Annotated in this window: 19 protein-coding genes; 11 read left to right on the top strand and 8 right to left on the bottom strand. The window is 60.7% G+C overall.

The genetic code is table 11. The features are described from left to right. Positions 1-310 precede the first annotated feature (310 nt). Both PSH81_RS11360 and PSH81_RS11355 read left to right on the top strand, forming a co-directional pair. Positions 311-1,969: a nitrite/sulfite reductase gene (locus PSH81_RS11360; RefSeq protein WP_305392544.1), complete on the top strand. Its 1,659-nt coding sequence runs from the start codon at positions 311-313 to the stop codon at positions 1,967-1,969. Next, positions 1,953-2,447, top strand: coding sequence for a DUF934 domain-containing protein (locus PSH81_RS11355; RefSeq protein WP_192299694.1), 495 nt, complete (start codon positions 1,953-1,955; stop codon positions 2,445-2,447). The genes PSH81_RS11360 and PSH81_RS11355 overlap by 17 nt, the downstream gene beginning before the upstream one ends. Before the next feature lie 41 nt (positions 2,448-2,488). Here PSH81_RS11355 and PSH81_RS11350 read toward each other — a convergent pair whose 3' ends face one another. Beyond that, positions 2,489-2,893, bottom strand: a complete 405-nt coding sequence (locus PSH81_RS11350) for a MerR family transcriptional regulator (protein ID WP_305392543.1) — start codon at positions 2,891-2,893, stop codon at positions 2,489-2,491. A 72-nt stretch (positions 2,894-2,965) separates the two neighbouring features. Here PSH81_RS11350 and PSH81_RS11345 point away from each other — a divergent pair, with 72 nt between their 5' ends. Together PSH81_RS11345 and poxB are read left to right on the top strand one after the other, a co-directional pair. Continuing rightward, positions 2,966-4,198, top strand: a complete 1,233-nt coding sequence (locus PSH81_RS11345) for an NADH:flavin oxidoreductase/NADH oxidase family protein (RefSeq protein WP_305392542.1) — start codon at positions 2,966-2,968, stop codon at positions 4,196-4,198. Positions 4,199-4,275: 77 nt separating this feature from the next. Beyond that, positions 4,276-6,000, top strand: a complete 1,725-nt coding sequence (gene poxB / locus PSH81_RS11340) for a ubiquinone-dependent pyruvate dehydrogenase (protein ID WP_305392541.1) — start codon at positions 4,276-4,278, stop codon at positions 5,998-6,000. 114 nt (positions 6,001-6,114) lie between these two features. Here the strand turns inward: poxB and PSH81_RS11335 are convergent, their stop codons facing one another. Beyond that, positions 6,115-6,672 (bottom strand): NADPH-dependent FMN reductase, encoded by a 558-nt coding sequence (locus PSH81_RS11335; protein ID WP_226457222.1) that lies wholly within the window; start codon positions 6,670-6,672, stop codon positions 6,115-6,117. 218 nt (positions 6,673-6,890) lie between these two features. Between PSH81_RS11335 and PSH81_RS11330 the strand changes: the two genes are divergently transcribed. Further along, entirely contained in the window at positions 6,891-7,127 is a 237-nt protein-coding gene (locus PSH81_RS11330; protein ID WP_122310093.1) for a hypothetical protein, read from the top strand. Between the two features lie 61 nt (positions 7,128-7,188). Here the strand turns inward: PSH81_RS11330 and PSH81_RS11325 are convergent, their stop codons facing one another. Further along, on the bottom strand, positions 7,189-7,533 hold the full coding sequence (locus PSH81_RS11325; RefSeq protein WP_305392540.1) for a hypothetical protein: 345 nt from the start codon (positions 7,531-7,533) through the stop codon (positions 7,189-7,191). A gap of 109 nt (positions 7,534-7,642) precedes the next feature. On the opposite strand from PSH81_RS11325, the gene PSH81_RS11320 reads away from it, so the two are divergent. Continuing rightward, positions 7,643-8,536 carry a LysR substrate-binding domain-containing protein gene (locus tag PSH81_RS11320; protein ID WP_305392539.1) on the top strand — a complete coding sequence of 298 codons (894 nt, stop codon included), beginning with the start codon at positions 7,643-7,645 and terminating at the stop codon, positions 8,534-8,536. On the opposite strand, the gene PSH81_RS11315 is transcribed toward PSH81_RS11320, so the two are convergent. The 5 genes from PSH81_RS11315 to PSH81_RS11295 form a co-directional block, all read right to left on the bottom strand. After that, entirely contained in the window at positions 8,533-9,114 is a 582-nt protein-coding gene (locus PSH81_RS11315; protein ID WP_192299702.1) for a GNAT family N-acetyltransferase, read from the bottom strand. The genes PSH81_RS11320 and PSH81_RS11315 overlap by 4 nt on opposite strands. Positions 9,115-9,122: 8 nt before the next feature. Continuing rightward, entirely contained in the window at positions 9,123-11,378 is a 2,256-nt protein-coding gene (locus PSH81_RS11310) for an Orn/Lys/Arg decarboxylase N-terminal domain-containing protein (protein WP_305392538.1), read from the bottom strand. Positions 11,379-11,598: 220 nt separating this feature from the next. Continuing rightward, complete coding sequence (gene dnaQ, locus PSH81_RS11305; protein ID WP_226457239.1) at positions 11,599-12,339, bottom strand: DNA polymerase III subunit epsilon; 741 nt, start codon at positions 12,337-12,339, stop codon at positions 11,599-11,601. 70 nt (positions 12,340-12,409) lie between these two features. Further along, entirely contained in the window at positions 12,410-12,862 is a 453-nt protein-coding gene (gene rnhA / locus PSH81_RS11300) for a ribonuclease HI (protein WP_192299704.1), read from the bottom strand. A gap of 29 nt (positions 12,863-12,891) precedes the next feature. Then, a complete protein-coding gene (locus PSH81_RS11295; RefSeq protein ID WP_192299705.1) occupies positions 12,892-13,650 on the bottom strand; it encodes a class I SAM-dependent methyltransferase in 759 nt (252 codons plus the stop codon). Between the two features lie 65 nt (positions 13,651-13,715). Between PSH81_RS11295 and gloB the strand changes: the two genes are divergently transcribed. The 5 genes from gloB (at position 13,716) to PSH81_RS11270 (ending at position 20,966) form a co-directional block, all read left to right on the top strand. Continuing rightward, positions 13,716-14,483 carry a hydroxyacylglutathione hydrolase gene (gloB, locus tag PSH81_RS11290; protein ID WP_226457217.1) on the top strand — a complete coding sequence of 256 codons (768 nt, stop codon included), beginning with the start codon at positions 13,716-13,718 and terminating at the stop codon, positions 14,481-14,483. Positions 14,484-14,581: 98 nt separating this feature from the next. Beyond that, a complete protein-coding gene (locus PSH81_RS11285) occupies positions 14,582-15,997 on the top strand; it encodes a lytic transglycosylase domain-containing protein (RefSeq protein WP_192299707.1) in 1,416 nt (471 codons plus the stop codon). A 236-nt stretch (positions 15,998-16,233) separates the two neighbouring features. Beyond that, positions 16,234-18,063, top strand: a complete 1,830-nt coding sequence (locus PSH81_RS11280) for an extracellular solute-binding protein (protein WP_226457215.1) — start codon at positions 16,234-16,236, stop codon at positions 18,061-18,063. After that, a complete protein-coding gene (locus tag PSH81_RS11275) occupies positions 18,060-19,892 on the top strand; it encodes an extracellular solute-binding protein (RefSeq protein ID WP_226457214.1) in 1,833 nt (610 codons plus the stop codon). The genes PSH81_RS11280 and PSH81_RS11275 overlap by 4 nt, the downstream gene beginning before the upstream one ends. After that, positions 19,893-20,966, top strand: a complete 1,074-nt coding sequence (locus PSH81_RS11270) for a microcin C ABC transporter permease YejB (RefSeq protein ID WP_226457213.1) — start codon at positions 19,893-19,895, stop codon at positions 20,964-20,966. It begins immediately after the preceding gene. The last annotated feature ends 1 nt before the right edge of the window (position 20,967 follow it).

The following is a 20,967-nucleotide window of genomic DNA, read 5'->3' as shown; positions in this document are numbered from 1 at the left end:
CCAGGATTATCAGAAACAGAATGGCCCAGGCATCAACGGTACTGTCGGGCTTACGGGCTTTGGTTGGGTTGCTCATCGCATCGCCTCTTATCGGTTTTATTAGGTGACTGCATCAAGACTCGACCACAGTAAAGTTCAAGATTGCCCGCATGACAAATGTGGGTATAGCGATAACAGTTCTCATTAGTCGATTTGGTTATTTGCATATACTCAAACATCACTTTTGCGCATAAACGCAAACTGGTATCGTGCGGCGGCTCCGTTGGGAGTGCGCGGCCGTGCGCGCAGATTTGCCGAGAACAGGACCTATATGTACGTATACGACGAATACGATCAGCGCATCATCGAGGACCGCGTCAAGCAGTTCCGTGATCAGACCCGACGCTACCTAGCAGGTGAACTGAGCGAAGAAGAGTTCCGCCCTCTGCGCCTGCAAAATGGCCTTTATGTTCAGCGCTTTGCGCCGATGCTGCGGGTAGCCGTGCCTTATGGCCAACTGACCTCGCGTCAGGTGCGCATGATGGCCAAGATTGCCCGCGACTTCGACAAAGGCTACGCGCACATCAGTACGCGCCAGAACGTACAGTTCAACTGGCTGGCGCTGGAAGATGTGCCGGACATCCTGGCTGAACTGGCCACCGTGCAGATGCACGCCATTCAGACCAGCGGCAACTGCCTGCGCAACGTGACCACCGACCAATTCGCCGGCGTTGCCGCCGACGAGCTGATCGACCCGCGCCCCTGGTGTGAAATCGTCCGCCAGTGGACCACCTTCCACCCGGAATTCGCCTACCTGCCGCGTAAGTTCAAGATCGCCATCAATGGCTCGACCTCGGACCGTGCTGCCATCGAAGTACACGATATCGGCCTGGAGCCGGTGTACAACGCCGCTGGCGAGTTGGGCTTCCGTGTGCTGGTGGGTGGCGGCCTGGGCCGTACCCCGGTGGTCGGCGCGTTCATCAACGAGTTCCTGCCGTGGCAGGACCTGTTGAGCTACCTCGACGCCATCCTGCGGGTCTACAACCGCTACGGCCGTCGTGACAACAAGTACAAGGCCCGGATCAAGATCCTGGTAAAAGCGCTGACCCCTGAGGTGTTCGCCCAGAAAGTCGACGCTGAAATGGAACACCTGCGCGGCGGCCAGACCACTCTGACCGAAGCCGAAGTACATCGCGTCGCCAAGCACTTCGTCGACCCCGAGTACAAGGCCCTGACCAATCAGGACGCCGAACTCGCCGCCCTCGACGCAGAGCACCCGGGTTTCGCCCGCTGGCGTGGCCGCAACACCCTGGCGCACAAGAAGCCAGGCTACGTTGCCGTGACCCTGTCGCTCAAACCTACGGGTGTTGCGCCGGGTGACATCACCGACAAGCAACTGGACGCCGTCGCCGACCTGGCCGAGCGCTACAGCTTCGGCCAACTGCGCACCTCCCACGAGCAGAACATCATTCTCGCGGACGTTGAGCAGAGCCAACTGTTCACCCTGTGGGGCGAACTGCGCGAAGGTGGTTTTGCCACGCCGAACATCGGCCTGTTGACCGACATCATCTGCTGCCCGGGTGGCGACTTCTGCTCCCTGGCCAACGCCAAGTCGATCCCGATTGCCGAATCTATCCAGCGCCGTTTCGACGACCTGGACTACCTGTTCGACATCGGCGAGCTGGACCTGAACATCTCCGGCTGCATGAATGCCTGTGGCCACCACCACGTCGGCCACATCGGCATCCTGGGCGTGGACAAGAAAGGCGAAGAATTCTACCAAGTGTCCCTGGGTGGCAGCGCCAGCCGCGACGCGAGCCTGGGCAAGATCCTCGGCCCGTCCTTCGCCCAGGAAGCCATGCCCGAGGTGATCGGCAAGCTGATCGACGTGTACATCGAACAGCGCACCGAAGATGAGCGTTTCATCGACACCTACCAGCGCATCGGCATTGACCTGTTCAAGGAGCGCGTCTATGCAGCGAATCATTAAGAACAACGAAGTCCTCGACGAAACCTGGCACCTGCTGCCCAAGGACGCGAGCTTTGACGGCATCTCCAACTGCGACGACCTGATCGTGCCGCTGGCCCTGTGGCGCGAGCACGCTCATGCACTCAAGGCCCGCGACGGCGGCCTGGGTGTATGGTTGGACGCCGATGAAGAAGCTGAAGAAATCGGCGACGACGTGGAACACTTCCAGGTCATCGCCCTGAACTTCCCGGCCTTCACCGACGGGCGCAACTACTCCAACGCGCGCCTGCTGCGTGACCGCTATGGTTACAAAGGCGAGCTGCGTGCGATTGGCGACATCCTGCGCGATCAGTTGTTCTACCTGCACCGTTGCGGGTTCGATGCCTTCGCCTTGCGCGCCGACAAAGACCCGTACGAAGCGCTGGAAAGCCTCAAGGACTTCTCGGTGACGTACCAGGCTGCAACGGATGAACCGTTGCCACTGTTCCGTCGCCGCTGAGTTTCAGCGCATGATCAAGCCCTGGCCTGCCAGGGCTTTTTTTATCCATTGAATTGGGTCGACGCCAGCACCTGCTTCTGCCCCATGGAGCACGGCACGCCTTCAGGCTGCGCCCGAACCGCTTCGATCACACCCAATAACTGGGCCTTGCTGTGGGCCAGTTGCGCCTGCATCTGCTCAATCTGCGCCACCTTGCGCTCCAATGCCTCGATCAGCTCTTCGCGCTTGTGTTCGCCCGGCGCCGGCATCAACGCCTTGAGTTCCTGCAAGGTGAAGCCCGCCTGTTGTGCGCTCTGGATCAGTTGCAAGGTCTGCAACGCCTCGGCCGAATAACGTCGATAGCCGTTGGACTGGCGCCCCACCTGACTGATCAGGCCTTGCGCTTCATAAAAGCGGATACGTGACGCCGCCAACCCACTCTGCTTTGCCAGCTCGCCAATATTCATCACCATCACCTGCTTGACATTAAAGTTAACTTTAAGCTTAGCCTGAGGCCTCCCCCGCTCAGGAGTCAACCCATGTCACCCTTTGAAGCCCTGCAACTGCCCAATGGCCAGATCATCTCCAACCGCATCGCCAAAGCCGCGATGGAAGAGAACATGGCCGATGCGCAACAGGCCCCGTCCCGCGAATTGAAGCAACTGTACAAGGCCTGGGCCGAGGGCGAGCCCGGCTTGCTGATCACCGGCAACGTGATGATCGACCGCCGCGCCATGACCGGCCCCGGTGGCGTGGCCCTGGAAGACGAGCAGCAACTGGACAGTTTTCGCGAATGGGCCGCTGTGGCACGCGACAGGGGCGTGCAGTTCTGGATGCAACTCAGCCATCCCGGACGCCAGACCCCGGCCAACCTGCACCAGCAAGCCATGGCGCCGTCTGCGGTAGCCCTCGACCTGGGTGGATTCTCGAAGATGTTCGCCAAGCCACAGGCCATGACCGAAGACGACATCCAGGAGGTGATCAAGCGTTTTGCCACCAGCGCCCGCCTCGCCGAAAAGGCCGGGTTTACCGGGGTACAAATCCACGGCGCCCACGGCTACCTGCTGAGCCAATTTCTCTCGCCGTTGAGCAACCATCGCAACGACCGCTGGGGTGGCTCGCTGGAAAACCGTGCACGCCTGCTGCTGGAAGTGATCCACGCGGTGCGCGCCAGCGTCAGCCCGGCGTTTTGCGTGGCGCTCAAACTCAACTCGGCGGACTTCCAGCGCGGTGGTTTTGCAGAGGCCGATGCGCGCGCCGTGGTCGAAATGCTCAACCCGTTGCCCATCGACCTGCTGGAGTTGTCCGGCGGCAGCTATGAAGCGCCGGCGATGCAGGGCGAAGCGCGGGACGGGCGCACGCTGGCCCGTGAAGCGTATTTCCTGGACATGGCCACTGAATTGGCAAGTATCGCCAGGATGCCGGTAATGGTCACCGGCGGCATCCGCCGCCTGGCGATCGTGCAACAGGTGCTCGACAGCGGCATCGCCATGGCCGGCATCGCCACCGCCCTGACCCTGGAGCCGCAGTTGATCCAGCACTGGAGTGAAGGGCGCGACCCCAACCCGCAACTCGAGCCCATGGACTGGAAGCGCAAGCCTCTGGCGTCCCTGGCCATCCTTGCGGTGGTGCGTCACCAGATGCGCCGCCTCAGCCACGGTCGCGCGCCAAGCGCCAAGGTAGCGCCGTGCATGGCGCTGGTGCGTGACCAATGGTTTCTGGCCAGGCGCACTCGGCAGTACCGTGCGGCCATGGCGCAGTCTTCACAATAAAGGCGGAGCATTCGCCGTGATCGAACTGTCCCCTATTGATCAGCAGTTTTTAACCTCACTGACGATTGGAGTTTTTCATGGCGAAAATCAACCTGGCCCAGCAATTGGCGACCACGCTTGAACAGGCGGGTATCAAGCGCATCTGGGGCCTGACCGGTGACAGCCTCAATGGCCTCACCGACGCTCTGCGCACCATGGAGAGTATCGAGTGGATGCATGTGCGCCACGAGGAAGTCGCGGCCTTCGCGGCGGGTGCCGAGGCCGCTGCCACCGGCGAGTTGACGGTGTGTGCCGGCAGTTGCGGGCCCGGCAACCTGCACTTGATCAACGGCCTGTTCGACTGCCATCGCAACCACGTACCCGTGCTGGCGATCGCGGCGCAGATTCCCTCCACCGAGATTGGCCTGAACTACTTCCAGGAAACCCATCCCCAGGAACTGTTCAAGGAATGCAGCCACTTTATCGAACTGGTGACCAGCCCCGAGCAGATGCCCCACGTGCTGCATCGCGCCATGCGCTCGGCGATCCTCAATCGCGGCGTCGCGGTGGTGGTGATTCCGGGCGACGTGTCGCTGCTGGAAGTGGAAGACAAGCTCAAACCGTGGCCGGCCCTGCACGCACCGCGCACCTTGCCAGCGGAACAAGACCTGCTACGCCTCAGCGAAATCCTTCAAAGCAGTCAGAAAACCACCCTGCTGTGCGGCAGCGGTTGTGCCGGTGCCCATGATCAAGTGGTCGCCTTGGCCGACGCCCTCGGCGCTCCCGTGGTACACGCCCTGCGCGGCAAAGAGCATGTGGAATGGGACAACCCGTTCGACGTGGGCATGACCGGCCTGATCGGCTTCAGTTCCGGCTACCATGCGATGCTCGACTGCGACACCTTGATCATGCTCGGCACGGACTTCCCTTACCGTCAGTTCTACCCCACCGATGCGAAGATCATCCAGGTCGACCGCGACCCACAAGCGCTGGGGCGCCGTACCACCCTGGACCTGGGCATCTGCGCCGACGTCAGCGAAACCATCGCTGCCCTGCTGCCGCGCCTGACCCGCAAGGCCGACCGCAGCTTTCTCGAGACCTCGCTCAAGCATTACGAGAAAGCCCGCCAAGGCCTCGACGACCTGGCGCAACCGTCCAAGGCCAATCGGCCGATCCACCCACAATACGTGGCGCGCCTGCTCAGCGAATTGGCGGACGACGATGCGATCTTCACCGCCGACGTCGGCTCGCCCACCGTGTGGGCCGCGCGTTACTTGAAGATGAATGGCAAGCGTCGACTGATCGGCTCGTTCAACCACGGCTCGATGGCCAACGCCATGCCCCAGGCAATTGGCGCGCAGGCGGCGTTTCCAGGTCGGCAGGTTATTTCAATGTCCGGCGACGGTGGCTTTGCCATGCTGATGGGGGACTTCATTTCATTGGCCCAGCTGAAACTGCCGGTCAAGGTGGTGGTGTTCGACAACTCATCCCTGGGTTTTGTCGCCATGGAGATGAAAGCCGCAGGTTATCTGGATGCCGGCACCGAACTGAAAAACCCGGACTTTGCCGCCATGTCCAACGCCATGGGCATCCTGGGGATTCGCGTGGAGCAGTCAGAAGATCTGGAACCGGCACTGCGTCGCGCACTGGCCCATGATGGGCCGGTGTTGGTGGACGTGGTGACCGCGACTCAGGAACTGGTGATGCCACCGAGCATCAAGCTGGAGCAGGCCAAGGGGTTCAGCCTGTATATGCTCAAGGCGGTGATGAGTGGCCGTGGCGATGAGGTCATTGAGCTGGCACGCACGAACTGGCTGCGCTAAACCCCATGTGGGAGCGGGCTTGCTCGCGAATGCGGTGGATCAGTGAACGCATCGTTGACTGACACAGCACATTCGCGAGCAAGCCCGCTCCCACTTTCTCATCTCATTGCCAAGTCAGGCTGTTTGCTTGGCTACCCACTTGCCATAAGCGTCGATGAACGCCTGCAAGAATGGCTTGGTCTTTTCCGACAGCTTTCCGGCCTCATCAAACAAGCTTCCCGCGCCGCCCACATAGGCTTCCGGCTGCTGCATGCACGGTACATCAAGGAACACCAGGGATTGGCGCAGGTGATGGTTGGCGCCGAAACCACCGACGGCTCCTGGCGACACACTGATGATCGCACCCGGCTTGCCACTCCAGGCGCTTTGGCCGTATGGACGGGAGCCCACGTCAATCGCGTTCTTCAACGGCGCAGGCACGGAACGGTTGTATTCCGGGGTCACGAACAACACCGCGTCGGATGAACTCACCTGCTGACGGAAAGTGCTGTAGGCTGCCGGCGGTGTTGCACCGTCGATGTCCTCGTTGTAGAGCGGCAAATCGCCAATTTCGACAATCTTCAACCTGAGGTTGGCAGGGGCCAGTTCGGCCAGGGCCAGGGCGACCTTGCGGTTGATCGACTCTTTTCTCAAGCTGCCAACCAGGACGGCAATCGTGTAGACCTTGCTCATGGAGGTTTTCCCGACGTCTGAATAAAGGAGCTTGTAGTTATAGAGTCTTCGCGGCGGGTTCACCAGAAGGTTTTTGATAATCCTCCAAACGCCCCACCTTGTAGGATTCATCCGAAATCGCCAGCGAATAGTATTTTTTTAACGTAGGTAAACTACACCGCTCCATAACGGTCTACAGAACCGCAAATCGAGTGATTATCTCCAGAGGTTCTAAACAGATGGCAGCAGTACTAGTCGGACAGTTTCATGCCAGAGACGCAGAGGGACGCGTGTATTCGGTGCATGAGTTCCAGGAATCCAATCCGGCGCAGGGCGACCTGGCAGGCTCGACGCCCACCACTACCTACAAGCTGGCCATTGGCGACCGTGTAGAAAAGCTGGAGGGCGATGAGTTCAAGTTGATTCAGTCGGGCATCATTATCGTGCGCGAGTCGCAAACTACCCTCGCTTCGTAAGACCTCGCCCTGCCTACCAGCCCAGTCCTGGCCATGCATGGCGTTGGCTGGGCTGGGGTGATCAGGGGCGGCGGATCTCTGTGACTTCGATTTCCCGGCCCCCCGCTGCCTCCTTCAGCGTCACCAGCAACTTGCCCCGCTCGCCCTCCACCGCATACATCGAACGCGTGTAGCCCGCTGCGTTATTGCTGGGGTGCGCGACCACCTGCCTGACCAGCGCAATATCCAGCACCGCGCCTACCTGCTCGATCACCTGCTCCTCAGAGCGGACAAACGCTTCAAGGGCCAGGTTGTCCGGCGCGGTGTCGTCATGACTGTTGAAGAGATAAGCAGCCACGCACCCAACGGTCACCAGGACCACCAGCTGCTTGGCCGTTACCCCGAAGAATATCGAGGGTAGAGGCATATGAGACCAGACCTGTTCTTGTTGTAAGTGCCGCTAGCCGGCTTTGGTCGTTGTTGATCAGCGCAGCCATTCTATTGAATCCCCGGCGCGCTGCACATAGACTCCGGCGATGCGTTTACGTCATATCGAAGTGATTCAGGCCATCTTGCAGACCGGACACCTCGGCACGGCCGCCGAATGGTTGCAACTCTGCGTGGGCGATGTGGACGCAGCGCTCAAGGACGCCGAGCAACAGCTTGGTTTCATGTTGTTCGCCAGTGTGCGCGGACGCTTGCAGGCCACCCGGGAAACCCTGGAACTGCAAGCCGAAATCGCCCATGTATATGAAGCGCTGGAGCCGCTGCAACGCCTGGCCAGCCGCTTGAAGCACCATCACGCCCCACCCCTGCGCGCCCTGTGCACGCCACCGCTGGCCAATCAGCTGTTGCCGCAAAGCATCGCGCTGCTGCGCCGACGCTTCCAGGACACCCCGTGCAACCTGTCCAGCCAGCCGACCCGCGACATCGTCCGCAGCCTGCTGTTGCACGAGGCCGAGGTCGGCCTGAGCCTGCATAACCCCGAACACCCGCAAATCCACAGCAGCGTGCTGGCCCAGGGCAAGTTGCAATTGCTCGCGCCACACGGCTGGCTCAAGCCAAAGCAGAAGTACATCGCCCTGCAAGATCTGGCAGGCCAGTCAATGATCGGCCTGGAAGGCCAGGACCCGCTGAGCCGTCTGCTGGACGCCAAGCTGCAAGCCTTGCGCCCGCTGCCCGTGGTGCAGACCCGCGTGCAGACCTACCAGATGATGCGCAGCATGGTGGAAGCGGGAGAAGGATTGGCGATTGTCGACCCCTTCACCGCGTACGGCGCACGCGACGCGGGCCTGGATGCGTGCCCGCTGTCACCGCCCGTGATGGTCAACCTGTATGCGCTGACCCTCAAGGACGGCGTGACGTCCCCAGCACTGAACGCACTGCTGGAGATCGTCACGCAGAAGGCTGAAAGCCTGTTGGCCGGTTAAGGTTTGTCGACTTCGGTCTTGAACAGCCGATACCAGAAAATCGCCACCTCACGGGTCTGCGGATCAATGCCGCGATAGCGCAAGTGGTCGATCCCGCCCATTACGTAGCCGCAACGCTCATACAAGCGGCAAGCCCCGAGGTTGTTGTTCTGGGTTTCCAGCATCATGCCCGGCAGGTTTTTCTTGCGACTCCAGAACTGCGCCACATCCAGCAACGCCTTGGCCACCCCGTGGCGCCGCGCAGGCAAGGCCACCGCCAGCTCATCGACATGGGCAAAACCATTCCAGTTGGTGCTGACCACGATATGCCCCACCGCCCGGTCGTCGAGGTACGCCATGAAGACCGCGCTGTCGGGCGCATCGCGGAAACTGGCGAACTCCTCCGGATCGATGCCATAACACTTGCGGTACGGCAGGATACGCTCCACACGCCATTGATCGACCCGCGCGCCCATCTCGGGCACGCTGTAGCCGCTGACCTCAAAGCTGAAGTCATTGCCCCACACGTAGGCATCGAAGCCTTCGTCGGCGACCCGCACACTGAGCCCTGGATACTTCGGGTTCATTACAGCTTGCATAAACATCCTTAACCCTTGATGCAATCGACGGTGTAACAACGACCACTGCCGTCGTCTTCGTGTTGCAACCCGTGAACATCCGCGACAAAACCAGGGAAGCTGCTATCGAACGTGCGAGCAAACGCCAGGTAGTCGATGATCGACCGCGTCGACTCGGTAAAGCGCTCCCCCGGCATGATCAGCGGGATGCCCGGCGGGTAAGGCACCAGCATTACCGCTGCAATGCGTCCTGGCAAGGCGTCAATGGATACCGCTTCCACTTCACCTCTAACCAATTGGTCGTATGCGTCGGCCGGTTTCATCGCAATTTCCGGCAACACGGTGTACATGCGCTTGAGGTGTTTGGCGGTGGCGTTGCTGCGATAGCAGTTGTGCAATTGGTTGCACAGGTCGCGCAATCCCAGCCCTTGGTAGCGCGCCGTACCTTGGGCATAAACCGATGGCAGGCAACTGGCCAGGCTGATATTGGCGTCGTAGCTGCGCTTGAATTCGAGCAACTCGGTGAGCAAGGTGCTCCACTTGCCCTTGGTGATGCCCATGGAAAACAGCACGAGGAAGGAATACAACCCGGTCTTTTCCACCACCAGCCCACGCTCCCAGAGGAATTTGCTGACCACTGCAGCGGGAATCCCGCAATCGCTCAACGCGCCGCCGGCATTGAGGCCGGGCATCACCAGCGTGACTTTGATCGGGTCAAGCAAGACGTAATCTTCGGCAACATCGCCAAAGCCGTGCCAATCATCCCCGGGATGCAACAACCAATCGGCGGTTGCAACCCGATCGATGCCCGCGACGGAGGGCGGCTGCCAGATGGAAAACCACCAGTCTTCGGCGGCGATATGCTGGCGCAGGTTGGCCAGGGCGCGACGAAAACTCAGGGCCTCATCGAACATCTCTTGCAGCAACGAACGCCCGGCCGGGCCTTCCATCATGGCCGAGGCCACGTCCAGCGAAGCGATGATGCTGTACTGCGGCGAAGTGGAGATATGCATCATGAACGCTTCATTGAAACGGTCGCGGTCCAGCTGTCGTGCACCGCCGTCCTGCACATGGATCATCGACGCCTGGCTGAATGCGGCCAGCAATTTGTGCGTTGAATGGGTGGTGAACACCAGGGGGCTGCCCGGCGTGCGCGAAGTGCCCATGCCGTAGCGCCCGGCGAAAAATTCGTGGAACGCCGCATAGGCATACCAGGCTTCGTCAAAGTGCAACACCTCGACACTGTTGCCCAGTTGCTGCTTGATCAGTTCGGCGTTGTAACACAGGCCGTCGTAGGTGGAGTTGGTAACCACTGCCATCTTCACTTTCGGCGCACGGCCACGGGTCAGCGGGCTGGCATCGATCTTCGCGCGGATCGACTCCGGGCTGAACTCACTCAAGGGAATCGGGCCGATGATCCCCAGTTCGTTGCGCTCGGGACACAAGTACAGCGGGATCGCGCCGGTCATGATGATCGAATGCAGCACCGACTTGTGACAGTTGCGGTCCACCAGCACCAGATCGTCACGGCCGACCATGGAGTGCCAGACAATCTTGTTCGCGGTAGATGTGCCGTTGATCACAAAGAACGTGTGGTCGGCGCCGAAGTTACGCGCAGCGCGGGCTTCGGCTTCGGCCAGGGGGCCGGTGTGGTCCAGCAGCGAGCCCAGCTCCGGGACGGAGACCGACAAGTCCGAGCGCAGCGTGTTTTCCCCGAAGAACTGATGAAACGCCTGCCCCACCGGGCTCTTGCGATAAGCCACGCCGCCGCCATGGCCGGGAGTGTGCCAGGAATAGTTGGAGTCGGCCGTGTGCTGCACCAGCGCCTTGAAGAATGGCGGCAACAGGCCATCCAGGTAGCCACGGGCAGCGCGGGCCACTTGGCGGGCCAGAAACGGTACGGTGTCTTCAAACAGGTAGAGAATGCCGCGCAACTGGTTGAGTTCGCTCATCGCATCGGCCGGAGCGTTTTCCAGGGTGACTTGCTCGCCCAAGGCAAAGATCGGTAGGTTGGGCGCACGCAGCCGTGCCAGGCGGATCAGTTCGACCATATTTTGCAGCAGGTGAGTGTTTTCCCCGGCGCCTTCGGCGGCGATCAGCATGCACGCCAGGCCATGATGGGTAGAAGCCACCAGCCGGCCTTCGGCGTAATCCGTTGCAGAGAAAATACTGAAGCCTTCTTGTTCCAACTCCCGAGCAATGCCGCGGACCCGGTCACCGGCAACGGTATCGGCCTTGATGTCGCGGTGCACGATAAGGACAGGGAACTTCAGGTCTTTGTACATGAGTGCTTGTAGTCCTGAGGGCTATGCACTCAAGGGTAGAAGCTGGGAGCGGATGTAGCGAATGAAGATTTCGAAGCCGATATAGATCAAATGTGGGAGCGGGCTTGCTCGCGAATGCGGTGTGTCAGTTAACAACCCTGTAACTGATCCACCGCATTCGCGAGCAAGCCCGCTCCCACACAAGCCAGCTCCCACATGTTGGATGGCATTCCGCCTGGGATTACTGTTCGCTCAGTTGGGTCCACAACGCCGGCGCACCCGCCGACTTGGCAATAGCTTCCAACCGTGCGGCATGCTCGGCCAGATCCTGCTCGCTGGCGCGGATGATGGTGGTCGGTTTGCGATCCGCCGGCAGGCGGCGGATTTCCGAAGGGCGGTTGCCCGAACCTTCCGCCGAACCACTGCCATCGGACGCGTTACCGGCCAGGGACAGGCTGGTCTGCCCGCCGGTCATGGTCAGGTAGACGTCGGCAAGAATCTCGGAGTCGAGCAAGGCGCCGTGGAGTTCACGGCCGGAGTTGTCGACGCCATAACGCTTGCACAATGCATCGAGGCTGTTGCGCTGGCCCGGGTGCCGCTCACGGGCCATCATCAGGGTGTCGAGGATCGAGCAGTGCTTGGAAATATCCGCACGATCCGTCTGGCCCATGAGGGCGAATTCGTTGTTGATGAAGCCTACGTCGAACGCCGCGTTATGGATGATCAGCTGGGCGCCGTTGATGAATTCGAAGAACTCATCGGCCACTTCGGCAAAGCGCGGTTTGCCTTTGAGGAATTCGTCGGTGATGCCGTGGACGCCAATCGCGCCTTCGTCACTGTCACGGTCCGGTTGCAGGTAGACGTGGAAATGACGACCGGTGAGGCGTCGACCCATGAGTTCGACACAGCCGATTTCAATGATCCGGTGGCCGTCGGTCACCGGCATGCCGGTGGTTTCGGTATCGAGTACAACAGATCGGATGGCCATCAGGGTTCAGCTCTCAACGGTGTGGTGTGTGTCAAAGGGCACGATGTTAACACGTGAGCCGGCATCAGCCCTGCTTGTAGCCCCGCACTTCGTCCACACCCCGGTTGGCCAGTTGGTCGGCGCGTTCGTTGCCGGGGTGACCGATGTGGCCGCGCACCCATTTCCAGGTAATGTCATGGCGATTGCATTGCTCGTCGAGCAACTGCCACAAGTCGGCATTTTTTACCGGTTCCTTGGCGGCGGTCTTCCAACCGCGTTTTTTCCAGTTGACCATCCACTCGTTGATGCCTTTCATCACGTATTGCGAGTCGGTCACCAGCAGCACGTTGCAACGGCGCTTGAGCTCCTCCAGGCCACGGATGGCACCCATCAGCTCCATGCGGTTGTTGGTGGTGTTCGGTTCACCGCCCCACAGTTCCTTCTCCACGCCTTTGCACACCAGCAACGCGCCCCAGCCGCCAGGGCCCGGGTTGCCTTTGCAGGCGCCATCGGTGAAGAGTTCTACGCTATCGGTCATCGGTTGCTCGGTCTGAAATCAAAAAAGGTTTACGGTTCGCTCTGCTTGCGGTTGACCTTGGCCATCGGCATCGGCACCAGCTTGCCCATGGGCTCGCGTCGCACTTGGCGCACCGGCCGCAGGCCCACCGCGATCTTGCGCGCGACCAATAAATAGAAGCCGCCACCCGACAGTTGCCAGGTACCCGCACGGCGTTCCCAGCCGGCCAGGCGAGCCTGCCACTTGGTCGAGGCAAGCGGCGGACGATAGCACCCGAAGCGGCGTTTCTCCAGCGCGAAGCCCAGCAGGTTCAGCCAGTCGCCCACCCGTTGGGGCGAGATACAGCGCGCCTGGCGCAGCCCATCGTGGGCGAACACATGGCGCAACCCCCAACTGCTCCAGGGATTGATGCCGACAATCAACAAATGCCCACCCGGGCGCACGCTGCTCGCCGCTTCACGCAACAGGCCGTGGGGCGACAGGCAGAAATCCAGGCCATGCTGCAACACCACCACATCGGCGGCATGCTCGCTCAGCGGCCAGGCCTGCTCCTCGCAGACAATCTCCACCCCCGGCAGCGGCGCGCCCAGGCGTACATTGCGTTGCACCTGCGGCGCCGAGGGCGGAGTCTCGGCCGACGGGCCGTAATGCACCAGGTAGCCACCAAAGAACCGGCCCAACTCGTCTTCGAGCATGCGCCGTTCTTCATCCAGCAAAAATTGCCCGATCGGCCCGGACAGCCATTCGCGGGCCGCGCTGATCAGTGCCAGCCACTCAGGATCGGCCTGGGCGAACGCTTTATCAGTCATTGCATTCTCCAACTCGCCTAGACGTTCTAAGATGCACCAATGTGTTCAGCTTGGCGAATCGAAGAATGATACAGATCAGTGCCCTGCCCGCCTTCACCGATAACTACATCTGGTTGTTACAAGACTCTCGGACCCGACGCTGCGCCGTGGTCGATCCCGGCGATGCCGCGCCCGTGCTCGACTGGCTCGAACGTAACCCCGGCTGGGAGCTCAGCGACATCCTGATCACCCACCATCACCATGATCATGTCGGTGGTGTCGAGCAACTGAAAAGTGTTACAGGGGCCAAGGTCTACGGCCCGGCCAACGAAAATATCCCGGCGCGGGATGTGGCCCTCCACGATAACGACCGCATCACGGCGCTGGGTTGGGACTTCGACGTTTATGCAGTGCCCGGCCACACCCTCGGCCATATCGCCTTTTATCACCAAGGCGTACTGTTCTGTGGCGACACCCTGTTCGCCGCCGGCTGCGGGCGCCTGTTCGAAGGCACGCCGGAGCAAATGCACAGTTCTCTGGAACGCCTGGCCGCCCTGCCCGCCGATACATTGGTGTACTGCACCCACGAATACACCCAAAGCAACCTCAAGTTTGCCCAAGCGGTGGAACCGCACAACGCGGACATCGCCGAACGGGTGGAAAACGTTCGCCAACTGCGCGCTCGTGGCGAGATCACGCTGCCTTCCAACCTGGCGCTGGAAAAACGCACCAATCCTTTTTTGCGCACCGCTGAAACATCCGTTAAACAAAAAGCAGACGAACGGAACGGGCGTGACAACCGCTCTGGGGCCGAGGTGTTTGCTAGCTTGAGGGCTTGGAAAGATAAGTTCTAAGCCAACGCAATCTGATACGTAATTTCTGAATGGTTGACCGGAACCAAACGGGTTTCTAGAATCGCCCGACATTTTTGCCCGGAACTTACTTCCAGCCAATGTCGTCATCTATTCGTAAATCCAACCATTCAGACGCATTGACCCGCCTGGCTCAAGCTGTGGCGGTGGCTGTGTCCGCCACGCTGGCGGGCTGCCAATCAAGCAATTTCACCGCACAATCCACCGTGCAACCCAAGCCAAATCTTAGCGCCAAGATCAAACAGAAACCCGTCATCTGGCTTTCGGAAAAGCCGGCTCCCGAAGTGCCCCAGGATGTTTGGGAGCGTATGCGACGAGGCTTCCAACTGCAGGACGGCGTAGGCGTCAACCCGCGCATCGAGCAACAGCGCCTATGGTTCGCCAGTAACCCATCCTTCCTGGAGAGCGCCGGGGAACGCGGCAGCCTCTACATTCATTACATCGTCGAACGTCTTGAAGAACGCAACATGCCCCTGGAGCTGGCGCTGCTGCCAGTGATCGAAAGTGCCTACAACCCAATGGCCTATTCGCGCAGCGATGCGGTCGGCTTGTGGCAGTTCATCCCCTCCACCGGGCGCTACTTCAACCTGCGCCAGACCCGCGCCTACGACGGCCGCCGTGACATCACCGCCTCCACCACTGCCGCCCTGGACTATCTGACCCGTCTGCACGATATGTTCAACGGCGACTGGCTGCTGGCACTCGCCGCCTATAACGCTGGCGAAGGCACGGTGAGCCGGGCCATCGAGCGTAACGAGAAGCTTGGCCTGCCGACCGACTACTGGAACCTGCCGCTGCCCCAGGAAACCAAGGACTACGTGCCCAAGTTCCTGGCACTCTCCCAAGTGGTGCTGGCGCCCGAAGCCTACGGCGTGAACCTGAACCCGATTGCCAACCAGCCGTACTTCGAAGTGGTTGAAGTCAAGCAGAGCATGGACCTGTCCCGGGTCGCGGCGCTGGCCGAGATCGACGAAGACGAACTGTTCCAGCTCAACCCCGCACTGAAACAACGCACCACCCTGGATGGCCCGCAGCATTTGCTGGTGCCGAGTTCCAAGGCGCAGTTGCTCACCAGCACCCTTTCGACGATGAAGCCAGAAGAGTTGCTGGCGATGCGGCCGAAAAAGCAGGTGTTCGACGAAGTCGAGACCGCGCGCGTTGCTGGCCGTACCCGCAGCTACAAAGTACGCAGTGGCGACAACCTGACGCTGATCGCGAAGGCGAACAAGGTCGACGTGCATGACCTGCAGCGCTGGAACAAGCTCAATGGCCAGCAGCTCAAGGTCGGCCAGACCCTGGTGATGCAGGACACCCGCAAGCTGGTGGCCAAGGCCGACGGCAAGAAACCGGTGCAATACAAGGTCAAGAAAGGCGATTCGCTGTACATCGTCGCCAAGCGATTCAACGTCGAGATGCAACATCTCAAGCGTTGGAACCCGCGCACTGGCCAGGCGTTGAAGCCGGGGCAGATGCTGGTGGTTTCAGGCCCACGCTAAGCCCGCCTACTGACTATATGGACGCTGGCTTGTGTAGGAGCTGGCTTGCCTGCGATGGCATCACCTCGGTGCTTCAGATGTGCCGTGCCGATGCCATCGCAGGCAAGCCAGCTCTCACATATGCTTTTCACATAGATCAAGCCCTCGGCTCGCCCTACCAACAACCTTTTTCCAACCGGAACAAGCTGTTACTGTACCGATCATAAAGCCCAAGCTGCCTGGATCGGATCCCTGATTTGAAGCGTCCCCTCCTTCTACTAATAAGTCTGGCCTTGAGCTTTGCCGCGAACGCGACGATTACCGAGAGCCACGGTTACACGCAGTTCGGCGTACTCAAATACCCGGCCAAATTCACCCACTTCGATTGGGTAAACCCCGCAGCGCCGAAAGGCGGAACCTTGCGGGTCATGGCCTTTGGCACCTTCGATACGCTCAACCCCTACACGTTCAAGGGTTCCAGCCCGGTTTCAACGCCCAACTTCCTGCAATACGGCGTCAATGAGCTGAACGAACCGTTGATGGTCGGCACCGGCCAATACGCGCCCTCCGGCGATGAGCCCACCTCCAGCTATGGGCTGATTGCCCAATCGGTGGAATACAGCGAAGACCGCAGTTGGGTGGTGTTCAACCTGCGCCCGGAAGCACGCTTCCACGATGGCCACCCGATTACCGCCTATGACGTGGCATTCTCCTATCGCACTCTGTTGACCGAAGGCCATCCGCAATACCGCACCAACCTGCAAGAGGTGGCGCGGGTCGACATCCTCAACCGCCATCGCATCCGTTTCGTGTTCAAGCGCGCCGGCAATCCGCTGCTGATCCTGCGCCTGGGCGAGTTACCCGTACTGCCCCAGCATTACTGGAAAGACCGCGATTTCAAGGCCACCACCTTCGAGCCACCGCTGGGCAGCGGGCCATACCGCGTGACCAAAGTCACCCCGGGCCGGCAATTGGTGTTCGAACGGGTCAAGGATTATTGGGGCAAGGCCCTGCCGGTCAACCAGGGCTTGTATAACTACGACAAGGTCGAAGTCGAGTTCTACCGCGATAGCGATGTGGCCTTCGAAGCCTTCAAGGCCGGCGAATTCGACATCTATATCGAGCACCAGGCCAAGAACTGGGCGACCGGCTACAACTTCCCGGCGGTCAACCGTGGCGAGGTGATCAAGGCGCAGATCGCCCACCAGATCCCGACCCAGAGCCAGGGCCTGTTCATGAACACGCGGCGCCCGACCTTCAGCCAGGCCAAGGTCCGCGAAGCCCTTGGCCTGATGTTCGACTTTGAATGGACCAACCGCACGCTGTTCAGCAGCGCCTACAAGCGCACCCTGAGCTACTACCCCAACAGCGAATTCTCGGCGACGGGTGTACCGATCGGGCATGAATGGCTGCTGCTCTCGCCCTACCGCGACCAGTTGCCGCTTGACCTCTTCACCCAGCCGTTCAGCCTGCCGCAGACCGACGGGCGCGGCATCCCCCGCGACACCATGCGCCACGCCCTGGCCCTGCTCGGCGAGGCTGGCTGGAAGCTGTCCGGCCAACGCCTGCTCAACGCGGACGGGCAACCGCTGCGCTTCGAGATCCTGCTGGTCAACCCGAACCTGGAACGCATCCTGCAACCCTATGTCGAGAACCTGATCAGCATCGGCATCGACGCGCGCCTGCGCACCGTCGATCGCGCCCAGTACAAGCAGCGCCTGGATCAATTCGACTACGACATGATCCTGATCACCCTCAACCAGACCTTGAGCCCGGGCCTTGAGCAGTGGCAGTACTTCCACTCCAGCCAGGCCACGATCAAGGGCAGCAAGAACTACGCAGGCATCGCCAACCCGATTGTCGATCACCTGCTGGAACAACTGCTGGCCGCGCAGACCCGCGACGCGCAACTGGCCGCCGGCCGCGCCCTGGACCGGGTGCTGCTGTGGCAGCACTACAGCATTCCCAACTGGTATCTCAACTATCATCGCCTGGCGTACCGCAACCGGTTCGCCTTTGTCACCACGCCGCCCTACAGCCTGGGCTTGAGCGCGTGGTGGCTGAAAGCTTCGGAGAAAGCCCAATGATGTCTTTGCGACCTGCACTGTTCGCCGGCCTGCTGCTCTGCAGCGCGGCCCACGCCGCCCCGCAACATGCGTTGACGCTCTACAACGAACCGCCCAAATACCCTGCAAACTTCAAGCACACCGACTACGTCAACCCCGACGCCCCCAAGGGCGGCACCTTCCGGGAATCCAGCCTGGCCGGCTTTGACAGCTTCAACCCGTTCATCAGCAAAGGCGTGCCTGCCGACAACATCGGCCTGATCTACGACACCCTCGCCACCCAAAGCCTTGACGAACCGTTCACCGAATACGGCCTGGTCGCCGGCAAGATCGAGAAGGCCCCGGACAACAGCTGGGTGCGTTTCTACCTGCGCCCCGAAGCGCGTTTCCACGACGGCCACCCGATGCGCGCCGATGACGTGGTGTTCAGCTTCCAGACCCTGATCAAGGACGGCACCCCGCTCTATCGCACCTACTACGCCGATGTCGACGAAGTGGTCGCCGAAGACCCGCTGCGCGTGCTGTTCAAGTTCAAGCGCACCAACAACCGCGAACTGCCGCTGATCCTCGGCCAACTGCCGGTATTGCCGAAACACTGGTGGGCCACCCGCGACTTCACCAAGGGCAACCTCGAATTCCCGCTGGGCAGCGGTCCTTACAAGGTGGCCGAGGTCAAGGCCGGGCGTTCCGTACGCTACGAGCGGGTCAAGGACTACTGGGGCAAGGACCTGCCGATCAACAAGGGCCTGTACAACTTCGACCAGCGCATCACCGACTACTACCGAGACGCCACCGTCGCACTGGAAGCGCTCAAGGCCGGGCAATTCGACTACTGGGCCGAGTTCAGCGCCAAGAACTGGGCGAACGCCTATAACGTCCCGGCCGTGACCGAAGGACGCCTGATCAAGGAACAGATCCCCAACGGCAACCCCACCGGCATGCAGGGCTTCGTATTCAACGTGCGCAAGCCAATGTTCCAGGACGTGCGCGTGCGCAAGGCCATCAGCCTGTTGCTGGATTTCGAGTGGAGCAACAAGCAGCTGTTCAACGGTGCCTATACGCGCACCCGCAGCTACTTCGAAAACTCCGACATGGCCGCCACCGGCCTGCCCGGCCCGGATGAGCTGGCGATCCTGGAACCGCTGCGCGACAAGATCCCGCCGCAAGTCTTCACCGAGGCCTTCGAACCGGCCAAGACCGATGGCAGCGGCATGATCCGTGCGCAGCAGCGCGAGGCTTACCAACTGTTACAGGAAGCCGGCTGGAAGATCGTCGACGACAAGATGGTCGACACCAACGGCAAACCCGTGGTCATCGAGTTCTTGCTGGCCCAGACCGAATTCGAACGCATCCTGCTGCCGTTCAAGCGCAACCTGGCGGACTTGGGCATAGACCTGGTGATCCGCCGGGTCGACGTCTCCCAATTCGTCACCCGCCTGCGTTCGCGGGACTTCGACATGCTGGTGGGCAGTTTCCCGCAGTCTTCCTCGCCAGGTAACGAGCAGCGCGAGTTCTGGAAGTCGACCAGCGCCGACAAGCCCGGCAGCCGCAATTACATGGGCCTGAAAGATCCGGCCGTCGACCAGTTGGTGGAGCAACTGATCGATTCCGACACCCGCACCAGCCTGATCGCCCACGCCAAGTCCCTGGATCGCGTGCTGCAATTTGGCTACTACGTGATTCCCAACTGGCACATCAAGACCTTCCGCGTGGCCTACTGGAACAATCTCGGTCATCCAAAGGTTTCGCCGCTGTACGACGTCGGTATCTCCACATGGTGGAGCAAACCGAATGTGCAACCGCCCGTTCCCCCCCAGACGAGCGCCGATCCGGCGAGCGGAGGCGATTAAATGTTGGCCTATATCTTTCGCCGCCTGTTGCTGATCATCCCCACGCTGTTCGGCATCCTGCTGATCAACTTTGTCATCATCCAGGCCGCCCCCGGGGGCCCGGTGGAGCAAATGATCGCCAAGCTCGAAGGCTTTGACGGCGCCACCAGCCGCATCGCCGGTGGCGGTGCCGAAGTCGCCGTGGCCGGTTCCAGCTACCGCGGCGCCCAGGGCCTGGACCCGGCGCTGATCAAGGAAATCGAAAAGATGTACGGCTTCGACAAATCGGCGCCGGAACGTTTGTGGATCATGGTCAAGAATTACGCGCGCCTGGATTTCGGCGACAGTTTCTTCCGTGACGCCAAAGTCATCGACCTGATCAAGGAAAAGATGCCGGTGTCCATTTCCCTCGGGCTGTGGAGCACGCTGATCATGTACCTGGTGTCGATCCCCCTGGGGATCGCCAAGGCCACGCGCCACGGCAGCCACTTCGATGTGTGGACCAGCTCGGCGATCATCGTCGGCTATGCGATCCCGGCGTTCCTGTTTGCGATCCTGTTGATCGTGGTGTTTGCCGGTGGCAGTTATTTCGACTGGTTCCCGTTGCGCGGGCTGACCTCCAACAACTTCGACGAGTTGAGCTGGGGCGGCAAGATCCTCGATTATTTCTGGCACCTGGCCCTGCCGATCACTGCACTGGTGATCGGCAACTTCGCGACCATGACCCTGCTGACCAAAAACAGTTTTCTCGACGAGATCAACAAGCAGTACGTGGTCACCGCCAAGGCCAAGGGCCTGACCAACCACCGCGTGCTCTACGGCCACGTGTTCCGCAACGCGATGCTGCTGGTGATCGCCGGTTTCCCTTCGGCGTTCATCGGCATCTTCTTCACCGGCTCGCTGCTGGTGGAAGTGATCTTTTCCCTCGACGGCCTCGGCCTGATGAGCTTTGAAGCCGCGATCAACCGCGACTACCCGGTGGTGTTCGGCACGCTGTTCATCTTCACCCTGCTGGGCTTGATCGTGAAACTGATCGGCGACCTCACCTACACCCTGGTCGATCCGCGTATCGACTTCTCCAGCCGGGAGCATTGAG

Source organism: Pseudomonas sp. FP2335, assembly GCF_030687535.1.
Classification (GTDB): domain Bacteria; phylum Pseudomonadota; class Gammaproteobacteria; order Pseudomonadales; family Pseudomonadaceae; genus Aquipseudomonas.
The sequence above is the reverse complement of the archived record's forward strand: the minus strand, read 5'-3'. Positions and strand labels throughout refer to the sequence as shown.